Here is a 22464-nt window from a genome sequence, read left to right as displayed (position 1 = left end):
GAATCTAACTTATATAATATGGGTTACAGAAAGTTTTTAAGTAAGCGTTAGTTCGTATAAAAGGAATCTTGCATGACCGATGTTGTTGATAATGACGAGCAAATTAAATATAAGGCGCTATTGGAGTCAACCAAAGCTATTCCGTGGAAACTGGATTGGGCAACCAAGCAATTTACTTATATAGGGCCGCAGATTGAAGAGCTGTTGGGTTGGACACAATCAAGCTGGTTGCATGCTGGTGATTGGATAGACCGAATACATGCTGAAGATCGAGAGAAAACTGCGAACTTCTGCATTTCACAATCTGAGGAAGGCGCTGACCATGAAGCTGATTATCGTGCGCTAAAAGCTGATGGAGGTTACGTGTGGGTAAGAGATGTCGTGCACGTCGTCAGAAAGAATGGCGTTACTACAGAGCTTGTAGGCTTTATATTTGACATTTCAGAACGAAAAATAATGGAGGATAAGCTGATTATCCTCAATAAAAAACTGGAGCAACTCTCATTTCAAGATGGCTTAACCAGCATTGCAAATCGTCGATCATTTGATCAAACGCTTACTACAGAATGGCAACATGCCCGTCGTAACCAACAGCCTATCTCATTAATCATTGCAGATATTGATTGCTTTAAACCATATAACGATTATTACGGACATTTACAGGGTGATGACTGCTTAGTCAAAGTGGCGCATGCGCTTTCTCAGGCACCCATGCGGGTTACGGATCTTGTTGCCCGTTATGGCGGTGAGGAGTTTGTGATTCTACTACCCAATACAACTGCCACAGCGGCGCTAGAAATAGCTGAGAGATGCCGTAACATAGTAATTGCGCAGCAAATTGAGCATGCTATGTCTAGCGTTAGCGATGTGGTTACAGTGAGTGTTGGAGTAAGTACAATAACCCCTACGACAGATACTGAGCAATCATTGCTTTTTGCAACTGCAGATAAAATGCTGTATCAAGCAAAGAAAAATGGCCGTAATTGTATTGAGTATTGTTAAAGCTAAAGTATCGCGAGCGAGTTAGTAAATTCGTTTACGCTCAATATGTTATCTATCTTCCAGCACTTCTAAAAACGCATCGCCATATCGCTCAAGCTTGGCTTGTCCCACACCTGTGATTTGGCTCATTTCAGTAAGGCTGCCCGGTTTTTGATTGAGTATTTCTAGCAACGTGCTGTCGTGGAAGATCACATAAGGCGGCACGCCTTGTTCTTTGGCGAGTTCCATACGCTTGGCTTTGAGTGCGTGCCATAGCGGGTCATCAGCCACTTCTTCGTAGCCTTCTTTGGCACGGCTACCACGTTCTGCCTTGCTGACTTTACGAATGGCAACTACCTCTACATCTTGCCGCAACCACACCTCTGCCTCACCTTTTAGTACAGGCTTTGCAGATTCTGCTAACTTCAAGCCGCCATAAGCTTCAATATCACTTTCTAAATAACCGCCTGCGACTAACTGACGGTAAACACTGCTCCATTGTGACTGCGTTAAGCCTTTACCTATGCCGAATGTGCTTAAACTGTGGTGATTGAATTGCTGAATCTTTGGCGTATTTTTGCCCAATAAAACATCGATTAAATGCACGACACCAAAGCGCTGCCCTGTGCGATATACGCATGAAAGCGCCATCCGCGAGGCTTGTGTGGCATCCCAAGTATCGACCGGACTTAAGCAATTATCGCATTGCTCGCAATTGCCTGGGTGGGTTTCGCCAAAATAACGCAACAAGGTTTGATGGCGGCAGCTGGTGGACTCACAGAAACCTAGCAAAGCATCTAACTTTTGTCGCTCGACTGCTTTGCGTTCTTCTGGCGCATCGCCTGAATCTAACATCTTGCGCATGCTGACCACATCGCCCAGACCATAAGTCATCCAAGCGTTAGCAGGCAAGTCATCACGCCCCGCCCGGCCAGTTTCTTGGTAGTAGCCTTCCATACTTTTGGGTAAATCTAAATGTGCCACAAAGCGTACATTGGGCTTGTCTATACCCATGCCGAACGCCACAGTAGCGACCATTATCACGCCCTCTTCACGTAGAAATCGACGCTGATTTTGGTTACGTACACTAGCATCCAAACCCGCATGGTAAGGCAATGCATCCCAACCGCGTGATTTTAGCCATTCGGCGGTTTCTTCTACTTTTTTACGACTTAAGCAATAGATAATGCCCGCATCATTCGCATGTTCGCTATCTAAAAAAGCCTCTAATTGCTGACGCGCATTGGCTTTCTGTGTGACGCGGTATTTAATGTTTGGACGATCGAAACTAGAAACAAACTGGCGCGCCTCTTCAAGTTTTAGCCGTTCAACGATTTCAGCGCGTGTCGGCGCGTCAGCCGTGGCGGTGAGTGCTATACGCGGCACATGCGGAAAGCGCTCATGTAACACAGTAAGCTTGCGATATTCAGGACGGAAATCGTGCCCCCATTGCGAAACGCAGTGCGCCTCGTCAATGGCAAAAAGCGCAATGCCAGCGCCCTCTTCTATTTCGTCAAGTAATGATAAAAAACTGCTCATCAGTAAACGTTCGGGCGCCACATACACAATCTGTAAATGCCCACGCATCAACTGTGCGGTGATTTCACGTGCCTCATCGGCATCTTGGCTAGAGTTCAAAAACGCCGCTCGCACACCCAGTTGCTTAAGCGCATCCACTTGGTCTTGCATCAGTGCAATAAGGGGCGAGACCACAATACCAACACCCTCGCGCAACAAAGCTGGCAACTGATAACACAAAGACTTGCCACCGCCAGTTGGCATCAATACTAACGCATCGCCACCAGCGGTAACATGTTCAACAATAGCCTGCTGCTCACCGCGAAAAGTGGAATAGCCGAAAACGTCGTGTAGGGTTTGTAATGGGGGGATATTTGACATGGGCGGTATTGTACACCGCGCAGGATTCACATTTGCGGTCTATTATGTCTATCTTACATCCAAAGAAACAGGTGGGTAACAAGTTACCCACCTTAATAATTTACAACTAATTCTGCAGAACTTACACTGTGTAACAACAAATAGTCGTTAGGCTTTCATATTCCACACATGGGAGTTTGTATGCCATTGTCCGTCTGAGCTCTGCTCCAGCACGCTCATCGTAATTCCACCAAAAGAGGATGATTCTGCGCCATTGGCGTGCCATTTAGAGACTTGGTAGATAACTTTGTCTGATCCGCCACATTCGACGATTTCTAAAGTGTGATTATGAACACCATTTGCTACAAAACCATTAAACAGCGCTTCTATTTCTTTGCGACCTGCGAGCGTTGCTCCATTGCCTGGGGATAGCGTTGCATTTTCAGTATAAAGAACAGCTAACGCCTTTATGTTTCCACTATTTAACGCCTTATTCCATGCCAAGTTAGCTAATTCAATGATTGATTTAATATCCATTTATTCTTTTCCGATTTATTAATAAACCACAATAGCAATGATGGTGTGACTCTATTGAGTCACACCATCTAAATTACAACACCGACATGATCACTTTTAAGTTAGCAATACTAACTGTTCGCAAAATTTAATTACAAGCTGTCTGACCTTCAACTTTATGCTGCTCTTCATCTAAAATCACAACACGACGGTTAGGTGCTAAACATGAAATCAACTTTTTACCTTTAATACCTTTACAGTCAACTACTGCCTCTGACTCACCTTTACCAACCGCTTGTAGGCGGCCCGCGTCAATGCCCTGTGAAACGATATAATCTTTCACTTCATTAGCGCGGTGTTCTGAAAGTTTTTGATTGTAAGCTTCTGAACCAATACGGTCTGTGTAGCCAGTTACCATCACCAATTTGAACTCTGAATGCTCTTTAAGTTTAGCTACAACGCCATCAAGAATTGGCTTAGCGCCATCCTGCAATTTAGATTTATCGAAACCAAATAGCTTTTCAGCTGAAATTGTAACAGTTTCAAATTTTGGCTTACATGGCTCTACAGCGGCTACAGGAGCTGGTGCTGGCGCCGCTTCAGCCACTGGTTCAGGTGCTGGAGTTGGCGCGGCTACTGGCTCAGCCTCTGCAACTACTGGCATTGGCGTGGGTGCGCCAAAGCGGAAAATGCCGCCCAAGCTTAACAAGGTATTGCTGATTGTTTCACTATGGCTAACATTCGTTCCATCTAAATTACTATCTAATCCGCCTTTAGCACGACTCCATTGCTGACGTAAGTCAGCTTGCAAACCAAAAGTGTCACTGACTAAATATTGTGCACCCAAGCCCACATTTGCCATCCAACCTGTTTTAGTGTTGCTCAAGTCATTGTTGGGTGCTGGAATAGAATACCCAAGTTTGTTACGTGCAACGCCAGCACCGACTAAGACAAATGGACGAAATTTATCACGACTCAACATGTATAGAGCATCTAAACCTAATGTAGTTTGTTTGTATCGACCACTCGCGCCTGGAATGCCGTTTTCATTTGAGGTGTTATAGCCCAAACCGCCTTGAATATCCCAACTAGGACTAACTTCTTTACCAAACTTGATAAATGCACCGCCGCCATTACCAGCATTTAAATCATTGTCGGTGTCCATATAGCTAATGCCTGGTAAAGCATACCAAGCGCCGCGATACATATCCTCTGCTGAAGCTGAAAGTGCAGTTAACCCTAATGTTGCTACGACTGCGATTTGAATAAGACTATTGTTCATATTAGTTTGCCTTTATTTTAGAAATTTTAATAATGTTTGCGTTTAACTCTGCATGAGTTGTTGAGTGCATATTACGTCTGTTAGCTAAAACACTCTGTACGGCAGGCAACATAGAGATCGCTATTCTTAAATTACTTTTAGCATGTGTCATGAAAATACTACAAAGAAAAAAGCCTAGTCATTTCTAACTAGGCTTTATATTGACTACAAAACTCTTAATCTTATTGAAAGCTAGCTCACTGAAGATTTGTTTGCTGAATACCTGCTAGCAACCATTTGGCATTTTCATCATGTAGGTGTTTTTGTATGTGCCAGACTTCGTCTATGTTTTCCGGCGTACCGTTATTCTCGCTGAGCTGGCCAGTAAAGCGCACGCTGGCAACTGAAAATACTGCGTCATCATTGACTTCAAGTAGCTCAGCTTGAATGGCAATGACTTCAGTTTTTTGTACTGCATTACCCCGCTCTTGCATTTGCATAGTAATCTCAGCAAACACTTCTGGCGTGGTGTATTCGCGAATATCGTTGCTATCTTTGTTGTCATTTGCTGCTTGCAGACGAATAAATGATGCTTTTGCACTGCGAATAAAACTATCAACAGGAAAATTCGGTGGAATATTGCTATTAATAGAATTAGCGGCATTTGCACCAAAGCCTGACGCACCGCTGCGAGCCTGTGACTGAGAATCTTGTGCATTATAAGCAGACTCTCCAGCATATTGCATCACAGTTGAAGGGTTAAAGTTATTTGCTGGTTGAGGTTTTTTGAATTTTGAAATCAAAAACATCACAACCCCTGCAGCAAGCAATGCCATTAAAATCGTGCTAAAACCACCGCCCATGCTCCCCATTCCACCCGAAAACATCGACATTAATCCAGCGCCTATGGCCAAGCCAGCTAATGGGCCCATCCACTTATTGCCTGCTGGTTTATTTGCTGGCGCAGCTTGCGCGTCTTGCGTATTTTGCGCTTTACGCGGCTGTTGGCTTTGCATAGAGCGCTGTTTACCAAAACTACTTCCACCACCAAAACGCTTAGCCTCTGCTACCGTTGCCAGTAGGCTCGTGGCCATCAGTGCAATCATTAAGAACGTTAAAAACTTTTTCATGGTTACCTTAATTCAATTATAAAAATAAATGTGCATGGACTTAAATCCAGTACTTTTATCATGGGGGTTAATGTAGTGCTATCAAGTGCTTAATATCAGCTATTTAGAATGCTGATTGCCGCGCGGGTAACTTAGCAATATTAAAGGCTTAAGTTACTTATTATGTGCTCGCATAATTCTGCCTTTTTCACGTTCCCAGTCACGCTCTTTTTCAGTATCACGTTTATCGTGTTGTTTTTTACCTTTTGCTAGACCAATCTGTACTTTCACGCGACCTTTTGAAAAATGCATATCAAGCGGCACTATGGTGTAACCCGCACGCTCTACCTTAGCGATTAACTTCAATATCTCTTCACTATGCAGCAACAACTTACGTGTTCTAATCGCATCTGGACGAATGTGTGTAGACGCCGCACCTAGCGGAGTGACATGGCAGCCGATGATGTAAATCTCGCCACGTTGAATAATCACGTAGGCTTCTTTAATATTCACGCGGTTTTCGCGAATAGCTTTAACTTCCCAGCCCTCTAAAACAACGCCCGCCTCGTACTTATCTTCAATAAAGTAGTCAAAAAAAGCTTTTTTATTTTGTGCAATGCTCATAAAGCTGAATATTTCTTGTTGAATGACTTAAAATAGCATTTTACTCTACTTCTGCACTAGTTAGCTTTCAACACCAGTGTAAGATTTACAGTCTAGTCTTACTAGTATGGGTTTAAAGTGCAGATTTAAATTATCATCAAAGGAAACCATGGCGCAAGTTCAAAAATCAGTACTTATCAACCATTCCGCAAGCCGCATGTATGCGCTGGTGGATGACGTGACCAAGTACCCTGCGTTTTTGCCATGGTGCGGCGGTGTCGATTTAATTAAGCAAGATGAGTCGTCCACTATTGCCACTTTGCACATTGCGTATCATGGCATACACCAAAAATTCACCACGGAAAACCATAAAACCTACCCAAGCGCGATGGATATTAAACTTAAAGACGGCCCATTCAAGCAGCTTGAGGGCGTGTGGCGCTTTATAGAATTAAGTGAAGATGCTTGCAAAATAGAGTTCATGCTCAGCTATGAATTTGCCAATAGCTTTTTAGAAAAAATCATCGCGCCAGTGTTTAGTCATATTGCCAATACCTTTGTCGATAGCTTTGTAGCACGTGCAGATGTCGTCTATAAAACTAAATGACATAAGAATCAATTAATTAGAATCAACGTATTAGAAATAATGGGAAATTGAAATGACCGACAGTGAAATGATTGTAGAAGTCGCTTACGCGTTGCCTAAAGAACAATTAATCATACCAATTAAGGTAACTGAAGGCATTACTGTCGAACAAGCCATTAAATCATCGGGCATGATGGCAAAGTATCCAGAGATTGATTTAGCAGTGAATAAAGTCGGCATTTTTGGCAAACTGACCAAATTAGATGCTCAATTGCGTCATCTAGATCGAGTGGAGATTTATCGTTCACTGATTGCCGACCCTAAAGAAGTGCGCAAACAACGTGTTGCCGACGGGAAAGTGATGAAAAAAGGCGGTGGAGACGCAACGCCAGAGGCTTAACCGCTAGTTTGATTTTATCGACATAAAACTTTTAACTTAGTAAAGTGAAGCTTATAAACTTAAACCTCAAAACTCTAGTCACAATATTTTTCCACATCCCTTTGCGCATCAGCTTTGCCTTGAGCAATATCAGCGTCACCTAAATACTGCTTTTTACCATTTTCATCAGTTTTTGCTATTCTGCCGCCATTAGCATATGTTGCTAAATTTTGTTTTGCACCAGTACAATTCGCTTGTTTAATTTCTAATTCGGCTTTCTTTTGTTCATCGGCCTGCTTTTGTTTTTCAGCATCTTGTGCGCGTTTTTGTGCTGCCTCTTCTTTGCTTAGCGGCGCTTTTTCGTCTTTAGCTTTAGCGTTTGCAGCTTTTCCATCAGCTTTAGTTTTATCTGTAATCTCTTTATCGTTTTGCGCTTTGTCTTTTGCTGAGGTTGCTGCTTTATCCCGATTAATTGCGGCAGTCATATCCCCCTCAACAGGTGCTAAAGGTGCCAACCCTGTAGGTTTAGCAATTTTTTTACCATATAAAGGCTCTTGTTTTACGTTAGAAGGTGGTGGCACATCACTGTAACGAACCACACCATCCTTATCTTTCCATTTGTAGATTTCGGCCGAAGCTAAGGTCGGTAATAAAACAACACATAATAATAAAATACGTAATCTCATAGCTTATCCTTCTGGGTAACTTCATAGCAATTTAGTTAACATACTATTCATTTAAAATAATAGTATTGCCAGTTATTCGTTCAAGCAAGCTTTAATTATAGTTAAATTAATAAAAGTGATTTATACGATAGCTTTTGAAGATTTGTTGAGCGCCTTTATAAGTCCAACATTTCAATGTTCAATGTTCAATGTTCAATGTTCAATGTTCAATGTTCACAGCATCCTAATTAAACTCAATTAAGCGACATAAGATATTTTAATCGTACTTAACATCAAGCTTCATATGGTGAACGTAAGCATCGCCCCTAAATGACCCCTCAACGTATTCAATAAGTTTGTTTTCACCTGAATATATACGTCGCTTTTGAAGTAAGCATGGTGCACTTTCTTCGAAACCAAACGTTTTAGTCTCAATTGCTGAACTTAGCATGGCTTCAATCGACTGCTCTGCCCAGCTTAGCTTGATTTCACAAACATCTTGTAGAAAAGCATAAATAGACCCTTTAGCATCCCAATCTTTTAATTTTGGTGCTACGGCTAAATCATACCAAGCCACTTCTCGGGTTATAGGCACTTCATCTGCTAGCCTCACTTGCACTAAGCGTAAGAATGATGCGTTAGAAGGTCGCTGAAAAATTGAGGCGATTGTTCTATCCGAAATAACTTCATGGCTTTCAAGTCGACTTGAAGGCATTTTGCCCATCTCTAGCATTTCTTCAGTGAAGCCCTTTAAGCGCCCCAATGGTGTTTTTGCTATAGCTGGCTTATTAACGGAGGTTCCACCTCGACCATTGGCACTTAACAAGCCCACTTGCCTAAGTTCGTCATAGCAACGTTTAATGGTGGTACGGCTTAAATTGAGCGCATCAGCCAAATCTCTCTCGGAGGGCAAACCAAGTCCATGAGCGATTTCTCCAGTGTCTATCAAGTGTGCGATATGACGAATCAGCTGCTTGTAATAAGGTTCAGATGTTTTATCATCAACAGCTAACCTGTCAATAATTTCTCGTGCAGTTAATTTTGGGCGCCTGTCTTTCATAGCTATCATCATTTTGTAAAATATTTCAAAATTGATGATACAAGCATTAACTACTGATGAGTGTGCAGCTAACAGTATTTAACAATTTAAGAATTTTTGTAGCTAACACTCGCGCCATTGGCCTTAAATCTGTATAATTTCGTTTTGGGTACAAGGATTTTCGCATGCGTTTACTGCAACAAGCTCTTACGTTTGATGACGTTTTATTAGTGCCAGCTTACTCTAATGTGCTGCCACGCGAGGTTTCACTCGCCACTCAACTCACTCGTAACATTCAATTGAACATCCCTCTTTTATCAGCGGCCATGGACACTGTGACCGAAGCGCCACTTGCTATTGCATTAGCTCAAGAAGGCGGTTTGGGTTTTATTCATAAAAACATGACAGCTATGAAACAAGCCGCACACGTTGCCCGTGTTAAGCGTTTCGAATCTGGTGTAGTGAATGATCCGATTACGATTCAAAGCCACATGACAGTGCGTGATGTGCTTGAATTAAACCACATGCATAAAATTTCAGGTATTCCAGTCGTGGATAACGGCAAAATCGTTGGCATAGTGACCAATCGCGATTTACGCTTTGAAACTAATCTTGATCAGCCAATTAAAAACATCATGACACCAAGAAGTAAATTGGTGACCGTGCGTGAAGGCGCGCCTAAAGATGAAGTGATTCGCTTATTGCATCAACATCGCTTAGAGCGTGTTTTAGTGATTGATGCTGAAGATACGCTTAAAGGGCTGATTACTGTTAAAGATATACAAAAATCAACTGACCACCCTCTCGCATGCAAAGATGCTCAAGGTAGATTGCGCGTTGGTGCGGCTGTTGGTGTGGGCGAAGGTACTGAAGAACGTGTTGCAGCCTTATCTGAAGCAGGTGTTGACGTGATTGTAGTGGATACCGCTCACGGACACTCACAAGGCGTACTAGACCGTGTGACATGGGTTAAAAAACACTTTCCTCATATTGAAGTGATTGGCGGCAATATTGCTACAGCAAGCGCTGCATTAGCATTAGTTGATGCAGGCGCTGATGGCGTTAAAGTAGGTATCGGCCCAGGTTCAATCTGTACCACACGTATCGTTGCTGGCGTAGGTGTTCCACAAATCAGCGCTATCGCCAACGTAGCTAAGGCGCTTGAAAAATCAGGCGTGCCATTTATTGCAGATGGAGGCATTCGTTTCTCAGGCGATATCTCAAAAGCACTTGCAGCTGGTGCATACAGTGTCATGCTAGGTGGCATGTTCGCAGGTACGGAAGAAGCGCCAGGCGAAATCGAATTATTCCAAGGTCGTTCTTATAAATCATACCGTGGCATGGGTTCTATCGGCGCGATGCAAAAAGGTTCTAGCGACCGTTACTTCCAAGATACCAACAGCGGTGCTGATAAATTAGTACCAGAAGGCATTGAAGGTCGCGTACCTTACAAAGGTAGCTCACTTGCGGTGATCCATCAGCTAATGGGCGGTTTACGTGCCTCTATGGGCTATGTCGGTTGCGCAACGATTGATGAAATGCGCAATAAAGCTGAGTTTGTACAAATCACTTCTGCTGGTATGCGTGAATCTCACGTACATGATGTGCAGATTACCAAAGAAGCACCTAACTACCGCGTTGACTAAACAACCTTGCATGAAATACGAGTGGTTTTTTAACCACTCGTATTTTTTTAACCTTCTCGATTAAACACACGCTATGCACTCAAAAATCCTTATCCTAGATTTCGGCTCTCAAGTCACTCAACTTATCGCACGTCGTGTGCGTGAAGCACATGTGTATTGCGAAATTCACTCATGCGAAGTGTCAGACGAGTTTGTGCGCAACTTTGGCGCCGATGGCATTATCCTTTCAGGTAGCCATGCCAGTGCTTATGAGGAAGAGTCCGATAGCGCCCCGCAAGCTGTATTCGAGCTTGGCGTGCCTGTTTTAGGGATTTGTTACGGCATGCAAACCATGGCGCAGCAACTTGGCGGCAAAGTAGAAGCTGGTCATAAACGTGAGTTTGGTTATGCGCAAGTACGCGCTCGTGGTCACTCTGCCCTATTCCGCGACATTCAAGATAGTACAAACGCAGAAGGTCATGGCTTCATAGATGTGTGGATGAGCCACGGCGATAAAGTGACTGAAATACCTGCTGGCTTTAAAGTGATTGCTAGCAACGATACTACGCCCATTGCAGCAATGGCTGACGAGATGCGTAAATTCTACGCAGTACAATTTCACCCAGAAGTGACCCATACCAAGCAAGGTCAAGCTATACTTAACCGCTTTGTGTTAGATATTTGTGGCGCTAAACCTGACTGGATTATGGGCGATTACATTGCTGAAGCTGTCGCTAAAATAAAAGCACAAGTCGGTGATGAAGAAGTGATTCTAGGCTTATCTGGTGGCGTGGATTCTAGCGTTGCAGCTGCTCTAATTCACCGTGCAATTGGCAACCAGCTTACTTGCGTATTTGTTGACCACGGCCTACTTCGCTTGAATGAAGGTGATTTGGTGATGGAGATGTTCGCAGGTCGCTTACACGTGAACGTGATTCGCGTAGACGCAACAGATCAATTCATGGGACATTTAGCTGGTGTGAGTGACCCAGAAGCTAAACGTAAAATTATTGGCCGTGAATTTGTAGAAGTATTTAAAAACGAGGCTGCTAAGCTCAAAGCAGGCACTGGCGGACATAAAGGTGCTACCTTCTTAGCACAAGGTACGATTTACCCAGATGTGATTGAATCTGGCGGCGCAAAATCTAAAAAAGCCGTCACGATTAAAAGTCATCACAACGTAGGTGGCTTACCTGAACAATTAGGTTTAAAACTACTTGAGCCACTACGTGACTTATTTAAAGATGAAGTCCGTGAACTTGGCGTGGCACTTGGTTTGCCAGCTGATATGGTGTATCGCCATCCGTTCCCAGGGCCAGGTTTAGGTGTACGTATTTTAGGTGAAATTAAAAAAGACTTTGCTGATTTACTCCGCCGTGCTGATGCGATTTTTATAGAAGAGCTACGCAATACCAAAGACGAGGCCACAGGCAAAACTTGGTATGAACTGACTAGTCAGGCTTTTACTGTGTTCTTACCAGTAAAGTCTGTAGGTGTAATGGGTGATGGCCGTACTTATGATTACGTTGTGGCCTTGCGCGCTGTTGTGACTAGCGACTTTATGACTGCACACTGGGCGGAGTTGCCCTACTCACTTTTAGGCCGCGTTTCAAACCGTATCATCAATGAAGTACGTGGTATCAACCGCGTGGTGTATGACGTTTCTGGCAAACCACCAGCGACGATCGAATGGGAATAATGTGAGTCGCGGCTTTGTCAAAGAAGATGATGTAGAAAGAGCTGGCACCGACTTACCTGAACGTCGGGTGAGTGAGTTCCCAAACTACGTCACACCATTTGGCTTAGCACAGTTGCAAACTCAAGCCACGGCTTTAGAACAGCAGCAACAAGCGCTGTTACCAAGTAAAGACGACCCTGCCACACAACAAACCTTGGCGCCTTTAAGACGAGATTTGCGTTACTTAGAAACACGCTTGGAAAATGTAATTTTAATTGACCCAACTACGCAACCTAAAGATACGGTTTTATTTGGTGCTACGGTCAATGTTGAAGATGAAGAAGGTAATCCCCATCAATTCACTATAGTAGGTGAAGATGAAGCAGACATCGCATTAAATAAGGTCAGCTGGGTTTCGCCGATTGCAAAGGCATTAATCGGGCACAAAGTTGGTGAAACTGTGAGTTGGCAACGCCCTGCTGGCAATTTAAATCTAGAGATTTTGGCCATTAATTACTAAATCTCTCTAAAGAAAGAATATTAAATGAACGTGAATACCGCGATTGAAACACGTCGCTCAGTCAAGAGTTTTGACCCGCACCACAAAATGACGCAAGCTGAAATTGATCAGTTAATGTCTTTAGCCATGCTATCGCCTACAGCATTTAATATTCAAAATTGGCGCTTTGTATTGGTCACAGATGCTGTACTGCGTCATCAGATACGTTCAGTGAGCTGGAATCAAGCGCAAGTGGAAGAAGCTTCTTTGCTGATTGTGCTTACCGCAGATTTAAAAGCTTGGGAAAAGCAACCTGAGCGTTACTGGAAAAACGCGCCTAAAGCCGCTTCTGATATTCTAGTACCTATGATTGGTCATTATTACGCAAATAACGAGCAACTTCAGCGTGATGAAGGCATGCGCTCTTGCGGCATGGCTGCGATGACGATAATGTTAGCGGCAAAAGAAATGGGGTATGACACCTGCCCTATGGATGGTTTTGACTTTGATGCTGTTGGCAAATTACTTAACTTACCTGCCGACCACACCCCAGCAATGTTTGTGGTTGTTGGTAAAGCGTTAAAAGAAGCGCAGCCACGCAGTGGCCAACTAGCCATGAATGAAGTCGTGATAAGCAATACATTTTAGTTTAGAAAAATTAGTTTTAGAAAACTACACTTTTAAGAAATACACTTAAGGATTTAACCGTGTTAATTAGCAACAATATCACCGTGCAATTTGGCGCAAAGCCGCTCTTTGAAAACGTTTCCGTTAAATTTGGCGACAACAACCGCTATGGCTTAATTGGTGCTAATGGTTGCGGAAAATCAACCTACATGAAAGTGCTAGCTGGCGTTTTAACACCTAGCGCTGGCAATATTTCAATTGATAGCCATGAGCGCATGGCGTTTTTGAAACAAGACCAATTTGCTTACGAAGATCAACGTGTGCTCGATGTCGTGATGATGGGCCATGAGCAAATGTGGAATGCCAATGTAGAGAAAAATGCCATCTATGCAAATCTAGAAGCGACTGAAGAAGATTACATGCGTGCGGCTGAGTTAGAAGGCGTATTTGCTGAATATGACGGCTACACGGCAGAAGCACGTGCTGGTGAATTGTTAATGGGTGTAGGTATACCTATTGAACAACATAATGGCTTAATGAGCTCAGTTGCGCCAGGTTGGAAGTTACGTGTATTGCTTGTACAAGCACTATTCTCTAATCCAGATATATTGCTACTGGATGAGCCAACCAACAACTTAGATATTAATACGATTCGCTGGTTAGAAGATGTATTGAATAATCGTGATTGCACCATGGTCATTATTTCGCATGATCGTCACTTTTTAAACCAAGTATGTACACATACTTGCGACATGGATTACGGCAAAATTTCAATGTATCCAGGTAATTATGATGATTACATGGAAGCCAGTACAGCTGCCCGTGCGCAAGCTACTAAAGATAATGACAAAGCCAAGCAAATGGTGGCTGATTTACAAGACTTTGTGCGCCGCTTCTCTGCCAATGCTTCTAAAGCCAAGCAAGCGACCAGCCGCGCCAAGAAAATCGATAAAATTAAAATTGAAGAGTTTAAGCCGTCAAGCCGTCAATATCCGTTTATTCGCTTTGAATACGATGAACGCGAAAAACTTTATCGCAATGCAGTTGAGTTGAAAAAACTCAGCCACGGCTTTGATAAGCCACTCTTTAACGATGTAGATATGATGTTTGAAGCGGGCGAAAAAGTTGCCATTATTGGCGAAAATGGTATTGGTAAAACAACCTTCTTGCGTTGCCTAGCAGGTGATTTACAGCCTAAACATGGTGAAGTGAAATGGGCCGAGAAAGCGAATATCGGCTACTTTGCACAAGATCACGAATACGAATTCGAAGATGGCGAAGACTTATTTGAGTGGATGACTAAATTCAGACAAACTGGCGACGACGACCAAGTGGTTCGCAGTATGTTAGGTCGCTTACTGTTTGGTGGTGATGACACTAAAAAATCTGTCAAAGTATTATCTGGCGGTGAAAAAGGGCGTATGCTTTACGGAAAAATGATGCTGGCTAGAACCAACGTCATGCTGATGGATGAGCCGACAAACCACATGGACATGGAGTCAATCGAAGCGCTCAACACGGCTTTGGATAAATACAAAGGCACTCTATTCTTTGTCAGCCATGACCGCGAATTTGTAAGCTCAATCGCTACGCGCATCATTGAAATTAAAGCAGATGGTATTGTAGACTTCACTGGTAATTACGAAGATTACTTAGCGAGCCAAGGCGTAGAATAAAATGCCTAAAAGCCTGATCACAACGCTCTGGGTAATCTGGCTCGTTGTGATTTGGTTTTTATCTTTTGTTGCCCATGCTATCGCATTTAAGGACGGTGGCATTGAGTGGCTAGCTATATTACTAGGGATTTTCTGGCTAATATACTTGGCTGGTTTATGGCTTGAGCAATCGCGTATTACTGATACCGCTTGGGCCATGCTGCTTGGTTATGCGATTGGCTGTATACGCTTGTTAGATATGATTCCAAACCAACAGGAATACGTGCACTGGCTGCGACTCATTCCTAAAAATATTGTTGGGGTAGTAGCGCTAGCTTTCATTCTAATATTTGTTGGCGTTTTACCCTTAATCGCCAAAAACATCATTGAATCACACAAAGCTAATAATCGCGTGCTGGGTCGTGATACTTAAGCAAAAATCGATTAATTTATTACGTATTATATTCACTCAGCAAATAGCCTTATTAATATTAAGGCCATTTGACCTGCATCAATGTAAGTAAAACCCTTAAGGCGCATATTAACAACAAGAAGCTAATCAATATAGCTTTGTTAATTTCAGCCGAAAGGGTATTCATCATGCAATTGCTTATCAATCTTTTTTCTACCGATTATGGTCTACAAAGCCTTGCTGTTATTGTCTTCATTTTAGGAATGTGCGTTTGGTTTGCCTTGTATTTCAAACGTCATATTGATGAAGATACAAAAAAAGCTGCTGAGAAATAGCGCTAAATTAAAATATTAATCCATGAAGCCATGAAAGATGACTTCAAGTTGTTTGCTTTTGCTTAGCATCAAATCAAATCTTTCTGCCCTTCCTCCCCTGCAAAAAATAGCCCACTTTAAACTAACAGCCACACATTATGACGGCTGTTTATGCCTGTCAGCTTATAGTCAATTGTCATTAATGTTTGATGAAACAAGCCATTACACTTCATTATCAACAAATATAAAAAATATTTCACTAGTCAAATCACAGTTTAAATTCAATTCACAACATACTGATTTAATGAATTAATTTAATATTTATTGAAAATATATTAAATTTATGTGAAAAAACATTTTGCAACATGTTCGATAATGTGCGATTATGTTTACAAATAAAACAAAGCGCACATTTATCATTACGTGTTTAATAACAAAATATTTATAAAATCGTATTGATTAATCACATTAAAGGCTTAAGGAGTAAATAATGAAAGATCACTTAGCAGAACGTAGATTAGAAATGATTACAGCTGTATTGCATGCACGTGGCGAATGTCGCACGAGGCAACTTGCAGAGCAATTTAATCTATCTGAAATGACGTTACGTCGTGATTTCCATACTTTGGAAAAACGCGGTTTATTAAGACGCGTGCATGGCGGTGCAGTTTTACTCAATAGTGATGTTAATTACTCCCAACGTCTGGAGTATGAGCAAATTCAGAAACAGGCAATCGGCAGAATGGCGACTACTTTACTTAAAAGCGGCCAAACAATCTACATTGATGCGGGTACAACAACGCTAGAAATGGCACGCGCAATCAGACAAGGTTTGCCAAATGTCACACATCTACAAATTGTGACGCACGGCCTGACCATTGCCTCCGAGTTAGCTGGGCAAACACCCTATAACGTGCAATTGATTGGTGGTGATGTTTATCAAAATGCCCTGAGTACGGTTGGGCCAGTCGCATTGGCACAAATCAACAACCTACATATCGACACGTTCTTTATGGGGTCTGTTGCAGTCAATCAGGCGCAAGGCTGGGGTAATTCAAACCATGTAGAAGCCGTGGTTAAGCGTGCCGTTATTGAACATAGTAAGCAAGTATGCGCATTGGTAGATAGTTCTAAATGGGCACAGGAATCTTATGAACCGATCGTCAACTTAGGTGCAGTTTCAAAATGGATTGTGAACCATGGTTTAAATCAAGAGGCGATTGAAGCAGCAAAAACAGCAAAAATTACCATGATGTTTGCAAGTGGCACTTAAGCATTATTCACTATAAAAGTAGCGCAAATAACTTTTTCGCTAATGCAATAAACTAGGAGAGACCGTGATGATACAGTTGGGTATTCAAAGCATTCAGTTACGTGGGCAGGCAAGCAACAAATCAGAGGCAATTAAATTAGTTGCCAGCTTATTAGTTGCCAATGGCAATATGCAAGCCGCCTATTCTGACAGCATGTTGCAACGCGAAAAGATAGCAAATACTTATCTGGGCAATGGCATTGCAATTCCACATGGTCTACCAAAAGATAGAGAGTTAATTTTACAAACAGGTATTGCCGTTGCGCAGTTTCCTGAAGGCGTAGAGTGGAATAGCGGAGAAATCGTCTACTTAGTGGTGGGTATTGCAGCACGGTCAGATGAACATATTGAGCTATTGGCAAACTTAACCGATGTTTTGGATGATGCAGCAACCATTCAGCGTCTGGCAAAAACCACTAATGCGATGGACATCATTGATTGTCTTACTAAATCACGCGATAGCAATACGCAAGCAAACGAATCTAATGCAAACAACAACGTACATGTTGATGATTTTGAAAAATCTATTGATGTGGAATTAAATAGTGATGGCGGCCTGCACGCCCGCCCTGCTACGGCATTTGTAGAAATTGCTAAGCAATTTCAATCAGAAGTGCGTGTGCGTCATGGCAGCAAAATTGCGAATGGTAAAAGCTTAGTTTCTCTACTTAAGTTAGGTGCTAATAAGCGCGTGACTATTCGTATTATGGTGAGTGGTCACGATGAAGATTCTGCACTAAAGGCCTTAGCCGATGCCGTGAGATTAGGTTTAGAGGATGAGGCTGAATCTGGGCATGCCTTACCAGTCGCCTCTTCACAAGTAATGTTGAATTTTTCAACCCCGCCAGTCGCAGGTATCGCAGGTTCAATTGGTATTGCAATTGGACCAATTCGTCATTTTCGTCATGAGAAAATTGTGGTGGCAGTGACTGCACAATCTCCAGATGTAGAAGAAACTCGCTTAAATCACGCCATCGCATCTGCAAAAATACAATTACAAAATCTGCATGATGAAGTCAAAGAGCGCAGTGGTGCTGCACATGCAGCTATTTTTCTAGCACACATAGAATTTCTATCAGACCCCGATTTATTAGAAGCCGCAGTTTGTAATATTAAGCTTGGGCATAGCGCAGGCTGGGCCTGGCGCGATAGCTACAGCAAACGCGCAGCTGAAGTCGGCAGTTTAGAGGACGCTTTATTGAAAGAGCGCGCCAATGATATTTTAGATATTGGCCGCAGAGTATTACGCCTACTGGCAGATGCTTTAGAAGAAGAACCAACGGCCATGACCGAGCCAGCAATATTAGTCGCAGAAGATTTATCTCCTTCTGATACCGCGAAACTGGATCCAAAAATGGTACTTGGCATTTGCACAGCTGCTGGTGGGCCAACTTCACACACAGCAATCATTGCACGTTCACTTGATATTCCAGCGATTGTTGGTGCAGGTCCTGCTGTGCTTAATTATCAAGATGGTGTCATGGGTATTTTAGATGGTCATACCGGTAATTTATATTTAAACCCAAGTGAAGGTGACCTTGTGATTGCGCGCAACGCACAGCAAGATCAGCAAGATCAGCGCATGGCTGAAAATCTTGCTTGTTATGAGCCAGCCATGACGACTGATGGTCACCGTGTGGAAGTGGTCGCCAATATTGGCGCTGCAGCCGAAGCAGAACAAGCCGTTAATGCTGGATCAGAGGGTGTTGGCTTGTTGCGTACTGAGTTTCTATTTTTACAGCGCTCAGAGCCGCCAAGTGAAGAAGAACAGTACAAATCCTATTGCGAGATGACTAAAGCATTAAATGGCCTGCCGCTTATTATAAGAACGCTTGATATCGGTGGCGACAAAGAAGTGCCTTATTTGTCCCTTCCTAGTGAGGAAAATCCATTTTTAGGTGTGCGTGGCATTCGCTTATGTTTAGCCAGACCAGATTTATTTAAGCCGCAACTGCGTGCTATTTATCGTGCTGGCATGACAGGCCCTGTCAAAATTATGTTTCCTATGATTGCCACTGTTGAAGAGCTGCTCGCGGCCAAAGCCATCGCAGAAGAAATACGTAAAGAGATGAATGCCAACCCAATTGAAATCGGCATCATGATAGAAGTGCCATCCGCAGTGCTGATGGCACCTGAGCTAGCGCGTCATGCCGATTTTTTCTCAGTGGGTACGAATGACCTGACGCAATATGTATTAGCGATGGATAGGCTGCATCCTAGCTTATCTCGCCAAGCAGATGCATTACATCCAGCGGTGCTACGTATGATAGATCTCACAGTAAAAGCCGCCAAATCTGCAGGCATTTGGGTAGGCGTTTGCGGTGGAATTGCAGGTGACCCAAAAGGCGCAGCCATTTTAACTGGGCTTGGCGTGACTGAACTTAGCATGAGCATTCCTAGCGTGGCAGCAGTTAAAGCCAAAGTAAGAAAGATGTCATACACCGAGAGTGTTGCTTTAGCCAAACGAGCACTGGCTTGTTCTACAGCGGCAGAAGTTCGCGCACTTTAATCAGTTTGCACTAAAGATTACTTACAGAATACATGGAGACCGAAATGGTGCAATTAAGCAATATCGCAACAATTACTTTGAACCCTGCGATTGATAAAAGTGTAGCAATTCCAAACTTTACCGCAGGAGAAGTGAATCGTGTGAATTGGGAGCAATCTGACCCAGGTGGGAAAGGCGTGAATGTCGCCTCTTTTTTAGCGGATTTAGGTTTTAACACGTCTGTGACAGGCTTTCTTGGAATGGAAAACACCTCAATTTTTGAGAAACTTTTTCATCAAAAAAATATGGCTGATAGCTTTGTGCGTATTCCTGGCAAAACTAGGGTCAACGTTAAGATTATCGATGAACTGCAAAAAACCATCACCGATATTAACTACCCAGGACCAGCGCCTACTGAGCTAGATCTCACTGACTTAAAAAAGAAAATTCACAATCTAGTCTTTGATCATGATTGGTTTGTGTTGTCAGGCAGCCTTCCAAATGGCGTTCCTACAGAGTTTTACAGCGCAGTGCTGAAATACTTAAAAGCTGCCGGCAAGTACGTTGTGCTTGATACCAGTGGTGATGCTCTGCGTGATGCGCTTGGTGAAGCTCCATATGCCATCAAGCCAAATATTGCTGAGCTTGAAGAGCTACTTGGCAGAAGTTTAACTAGCGAACAAGAAGTTGTAGAAGCTGCAAGAAGTTTAGTGAGTCAAGGTATTGAGTATGTAATTGTTTCAATGGGTAAGCAAGGTGCCCTGTTTGTGAGTGGCACAGAGTCTGTAATAGCGGTGCCGCCACCAATTGCCGTAAAAAGTACGGTTGGTGCGGGTGATGCAATGGTTGCTGGATTTATAGCGGCCAAAATAAAGGGATTTTCATTAGAAGATTGTGCCAGATTATCTACAGCAACCGCGATGGGCGCTTTAACCCAGCTCGGTCCTAAACTGGCAGAAACTCAAGTGCTCGAATCCTATATGCAACAAATCAGTGTGCGGAAAATAGTCGGTTAGAACTATCCCGCTTTTAATGTTCAATGGAGAAGCAAAATGGCTAATATTATCGCGGTAACAGCATGCCCCACAGGCATTGCGCATACCTACATGGCAGCAGAAGCATTAAAGAAAACCGCAATTGCAATGGGACACAGCATAAGAGTTGAGACGCGCGGCGCAACTGGCGGTCAAAACACCTTAAGTGACGAGGAGATTCGGACTGCACAGGTCGTGATTATTGCGTCGGATGTTCATCTTGAAATGAGCCGATTCGCGGGTAAAGCAATATATGCAATCAGCACGAGTGATGCGATTAGAGATACCGAACAAGTGTTAGAGGCTGCGCTTGAGTTAATTAAAACTCAAGCGGTGCAAACAGCCATAGAAGAACCGGCAGTTGAAGTTGCAAATAACTCAGCAGCCCGTAAAAAAATTGTAGCCATTACTGCCTGCCCCACTGGTATAGCGCACACATTTATGGCTGCAGAAGCTTTGAAGAAATGGGCAAAGGCGAATAACTGCGATATTCGCGTTGAAACACAAGGCTCTGTTGGCGCTAAAAATCAATTAACGGATGAAGAGATTGCCGAAGCGGATGTCGTAGTAATTGGTGCAGACACACATGTTGATACTGCTCGTTTTGCAGGAAAATCACTCTATAAAACTTCAGTTGGTCGCGCATTAAAAGAAACCGATAAAGTCATGCAGGAAGCTTTTTCTGCGCCTAAACAAACTGCTCAAACAGTAGCAACACCTGCTAAAAGCACACAAAAAGCCAGTGGTGTTTACAAGCACTTATTGACAGGTGTTTCTTATATGTTGCCTTTGGTTGTGGCTGGCGGCTTGATTATTGCGCTCTCATTTGTTTTTGGTATCGAAGCGTTTAAAGAAAAAGGCACTTTAGCCGCAGCATTGATGAGTATTGGCGGCGGCGCAGCATTCGCGTTGATGATTCCAGTGCTTGCAGGTTTCATTGCTTACTCCATTGCAGATCGTCCAGGCTTAGCACCAGGTTTGATTGGCGGCATGTTGGCCAGTCAGCTTCAAGCAGGCTTTTTAGGTGGAATTCTAGCTGGCTTTTTTGCAGGTTATGTAGCGCTTTGGATGCGCGACAACATCAAACTGCCAGTACATTTTGAAGGGCTAAAACCTGTATTGATTATCCCGTTGTTATCGACGCTACTGGTCGGTTTGTTCATGATTTATGTAGTGGGCGAGCCAGCAAAGGCGATTATGGATGGCCTTACCAGCTTTTTGAAAAATATTGGTTCAGCTAACGCAGTATTACTCGGCCTTTTATTAGGCGGCATGATGGCAATCGACATGGGTGGCCCAGTCAATAAAGCGGCGTACACTTTTGGTGTTGGTCTGCTTGCAAGCAACACTTTCTTGCCGATGGCTGCGGTAATGGCAGCTGGCATGGTACCTCCGCTGGCACTTGGTTTGGCGACTTTTGTCGCTAAAAATCGCTTTACACCAGATGAACAGATTGCTGGAAAAGCGTCCGCTGTATTAGGTCTGTCGTTCATTACTGAAGGCGCAATTCCATTTGCTGCAAACGACCCGTTACGCGTCATTCCATCATGCGTGGCTGGGGCGGCTTTAACTGGCGCAATGTCCATGTATTTTGGCTGTGAACTACACGCACCCCACGGCGGGATTTTTGTTCTCGCCATTCCTAACGCAGTCAGCCCACTGTTAGCGTATATCGCTGCCATCGTCTCGGGCACATTGCTGACGACTCTATTACTCGTTCTATTTAAGAAGCCTATTCCACAAGTTGCCGTAGCTTAAAACTTGCATGAAAAACACTTCAATGTTTAAAACTAAATAAACAGG

At 43.2% G+C, this 22464-nt stretch carries 21 protein-coding genes; 14 read left to right on the top strand and 7 right to left on the bottom strand.

Annotated elements, in window-relative coordinates:
• Window positions 1-72 precede the first annotated feature (72 nt).
• A complete protein-coding gene (locus M301_RS05855) occupies window positions 73-1002 on the top strand; it encodes a sensor domain-containing diguanylate cyclase (RefSeq protein ID WP_013147845.1) in 930 nt (309 codons plus the stop codon).
• Between the two features lie 48 nt (window positions 1003-1050).
• On the opposite strand, the gene recQ is transcribed toward M301_RS05855, so the two are convergent.
• The 5 genes from recQ to smpB all read right to left on the bottom strand — a co-directional run bounded on the left by recQ (window position 1051) and on the right by smpB (window position 6369).
• Window positions 1051-2880: a DNA helicase RecQ gene (recQ, locus tag M301_RS05850; protein ID WP_013147844.1), complete on the bottom strand. Its 1830-nt coding sequence runs from the start codon at window positions 2878-2880 to the stop codon at window positions 1051-1053.
• A 147-nt stretch (window positions 2881-3027) separates the two neighbouring features.
• The gene (locus M301_RS05845; protein WP_013147843.1) at window positions 3028-3396 is read right to left on the bottom strand and encodes a YybH family protein; all 369 of its coding nucleotides are present in this window, start codon (window positions 3394-3396) and stop codon (window positions 3028-3030) included.
• 127 nt (window positions 3397-3523) lie between these two features.
• The gene (locus tag M301_RS05840; protein WP_013147842.1) at window positions 3524-4657 is read right to left on the bottom strand and encodes an OmpA family protein; all 1134 of its coding nucleotides are present in this window, start codon (window positions 4655-4657) and stop codon (window positions 3524-3526) included.
• Between the two features lie 236 nt (window positions 4658-4893).
• Complete coding sequence (locus M301_RS05835; protein WP_013147841.1) at window positions 4894-5766, bottom strand: Tim44 domain-containing protein; 873 nt, start codon at window positions 5764-5766, stop codon at window positions 4894-4896.
• Window positions 5767-5919: 153 nt separating this feature from the next.
• On the bottom strand, window positions 5920-6369 hold the full coding sequence (gene smpB / locus M301_RS05830; RefSeq protein WP_013147840.1) for an SsrA-binding protein SmpB: 450 nt from the start codon (window positions 6367-6369) through the stop codon (window positions 5920-5922).
• 148 nt (window positions 6370-6517) lie between these two features.
• On the opposite strand from smpB, the gene M301_RS05825 reads away from it, so the two are divergent.
• Window positions 6518-6955 carry a type II toxin-antitoxin system RatA family toxin gene (locus tag M301_RS05825; protein WP_013147839.1) on the top strand — a complete coding sequence of 146 codons (438 nt, stop codon included), beginning with the start codon at window positions 6518-6520 and terminating at the stop codon, window positions 6953-6955.
• A gap of 52 nt (window positions 6956-7007) precedes the next feature.
• Window positions 7008-7334 carry an RnfH family protein gene (locus M301_RS05820; protein ID WP_013147838.1) on the top strand — a complete coding sequence of 109 codons (327 nt, stop codon included), beginning with the start codon at window positions 7008-7010 and terminating at the stop codon, window positions 7332-7334.
• Between the two features lie 74 nt (window positions 7335-7408).
• On the opposite strand, the gene M301_RS05815 is transcribed toward M301_RS05820, so the two are convergent.
• Together M301_RS05815 and M301_RS05810 are read right to left on the bottom strand one after the other, a co-directional pair.
• Window positions 7409-7999, bottom strand: coding sequence for a DUF4124 domain-containing protein (locus M301_RS05815; protein WP_013147837.1), 591 nt, complete (start codon window positions 7997-7999; stop codon window positions 7409-7411).
• Between the two features lie 256 nt (window positions 8000-8255).
• Window positions 8256-9050, bottom strand: coding sequence for a GntR family transcriptional regulator (locus tag M301_RS05810; RefSeq protein WP_013147836.1), 795 nt, complete (start codon window positions 9048-9050; stop codon window positions 8256-8258).
• A gap of 152 nt (window positions 9051-9202) precedes the next feature.
• Between M301_RS05810 and guaB the strand changes: the two genes are divergently transcribed.
• From guaB to M301_RS05760, 11 genes are all read left to right on the top strand, one after another.
• A complete protein-coding gene (guaB, locus tag M301_RS05805; protein WP_013147835.1) occupies window positions 9203-10663 on the top strand; it encodes an IMP dehydrogenase in 1461 nt (486 codons plus the stop codon).
• A 73-nt stretch (window positions 10664-10736) separates the two neighbouring features.
• Window positions 10737-12341 (top strand): glutamine-hydrolyzing GMP synthase, encoded by a 1605-nt coding sequence (guaA, locus tag M301_RS05800; RefSeq protein WP_013147834.1) that lies wholly within the window; start codon window positions 10737-10739, stop codon window positions 12339-12341.
• 1 nt (window position 12342) lies between these two features.
• Window positions 12343-12840: a GreA/GreB family elongation factor gene (locus M301_RS05795; RefSeq protein WP_013147833.1), complete on the top strand. Its 498-nt coding sequence runs from the start codon at window positions 12343-12345 to the stop codon at window positions 12838-12840.
• Between the two features lie 24 nt (window positions 12841-12864).
• Complete coding sequence (locus M301_RS05790; RefSeq protein WP_013147832.1) at window positions 12865-13467, top strand: nitroreductase family protein; 603 nt, start codon at window positions 12865-12867, stop codon at window positions 13465-13467.
• A gap of 59 nt (window positions 13468-13526) precedes the next feature.
• Window positions 13527-15122, top strand: coding sequence for an ABC-F family ATPase (locus tag M301_RS05785; RefSeq protein ID WP_013147831.1), 1596 nt, complete (start codon window positions 13527-13529; stop codon window positions 15120-15122).
• Window position 15123: 1 nt separating this feature from the next.
• The gene (locus tag M301_RS05780; RefSeq protein ID WP_013147830.1) at window positions 15124-15534 is read left to right on the top strand and encodes a hypothetical protein; all 411 of its coding nucleotides are present in this window, start codon (window positions 15124-15126) and stop codon (window positions 15532-15534) included.
• Between the two features lie 167 nt (window positions 15535-15701).
• Window positions 15702-15848 carry a DUF3149 domain-containing protein gene (locus M301_RS14395; protein ID WP_013147829.1) on the top strand — a complete coding sequence of 49 codons (147 nt, stop codon included), beginning with the start codon at window positions 15702-15704 and terminating at the stop codon, window positions 15846-15848.
• A gap of 469 nt (window positions 15849-16317) precedes the next feature.
• Window positions 16318-17100, top strand: coding sequence for a DeoR/GlpR family DNA-binding transcription regulator (locus M301_RS05775; protein ID WP_013147828.1), 783 nt, complete (start codon window positions 16318-16320; stop codon window positions 17098-17100).
• 67 nt (window positions 17101-17167) lie between these two features.
• Complete coding sequence (gene ptsP, locus M301_RS05770) at window positions 17168-19648, top strand: phosphoenolpyruvate--protein phosphotransferase (RefSeq protein WP_013147827.1); 2481 nt, start codon at window positions 17168-17170, stop codon at window positions 19646-19648.
• 44 nt (window positions 19649-19692) lie between these two features.
• Window positions 19693-20643, top strand: a complete 951-nt coding sequence (gene pfkB, locus M301_RS05765) for a 1-phosphofructokinase (protein ID WP_013147826.1) — start codon at window positions 19693-19695, stop codon at window positions 20641-20643.
• A 36-nt stretch (window positions 20644-20679) separates the two neighbouring features.
• Complete coding sequence (locus M301_RS05760; RefSeq protein WP_013147825.1) at window positions 20680-22419, top strand: PTS fructose-like transporter subunit IIB; 1740 nt, start codon at window positions 20680-20682, stop codon at window positions 22417-22419.
• Window positions 22420-22464 lie beyond the last annotated feature (45 nt).

This window comes from Methylotenera versatilis 301 (assembly GCF_000093025.1).
In the GTDB taxonomy this organism is placed as follows: Bacteria; Pseudomonadota; Gammaproteobacteria; order Burkholderiales; family Methylophilaceae; genus Methylotenera; species Methylotenera versatilis.
Note: the sequence above shows the minus strand (reverse complement) of the source record. Positions and strands in the feature narration are given on the sequence as shown.